The 809-nt window shown below is 74.5% G+C and carries 1 protein-coding gene; it reads right to left on the minus strand.

What is annotated here, in order from left to right; translation table 11 throughout:
* Window positions 1-809: ABC transporter ATP-binding protein (locus tag AC08ON_RS04730; protein WP_476616521.1), on the minus strand; the 809-nt coding region annotated here is incomplete at both ends.

Raw genomic sequence — 809 nt, forward strand, 5'->3', positions numbered from 1 at the left:
GGCGGGGCCGGCCGCGCCGGGATCCGCCACATCGGGATCCGCCGCGCCGGCGTCGGCCAGGCCCAGGTACGCCTCGATGACCGCCGGGTCCCGCTGGACCTCCACCGGCGTGCCGGACGCGATGATCCGGCCGAAGTTGAGCACCACCACCGAGGTCGCCACCGACATGACCAGCCGCATGTCATGCTCGATGAGCAGGACCGACACCCCGGTGCCCGCGATCCGGATGATCAACTCTGCCAGGTCACGCTTCTCCGCCGGGTTCGTGCCGGCCGCGGGCTCGTCGAGCAGCAGCAGGCGCGGCTCGGTCCCGAGCGCCCGGGCGATCTCCAACCGGCGTTGCTCGCCGTAGGGCAGCGACGAGGCGAGCTCGTGCGCCCGGTGCGGCAGGCCCACGAGCTCAAGCAGCTCCAGCGCGTGCCGCACGCCGTCACGCTCGGCCCGCCGGGCGCCCGGCAACCCCAGCACCGCGGCCAGCGGCCCGTACCGCTGCCGCACCTCGGTCCCGATCTGGACGTTCTCCAGCGCCGACAGGGCGGGGAAGAGCCGGATGTTCTGGAAGGTCCGGGCGACGCCGAGCCGGGTGATGGCGTGCGGGCGGCGCCCCACCAGCTCGGCCGGCCGGCCGGGCCGGGGCCAGAAGGTGACCGATCCCTGCTGCGGGCGGTATGCCCCGGTGAGGCAGTTGAACAGCGAGGTCTTGCCGGCCCCGTTCGGTCCGATCACCGCCAGGATCTCGCCCCGGCGCTGGCGCAGTGAGACGCCGTCGAGGCTGGTCACACCCCCGAACCGCAGCGCCAGGCCGCGGG

This window comes from Frankia sp. CoWAU3 (assembly GCF_977971855.1).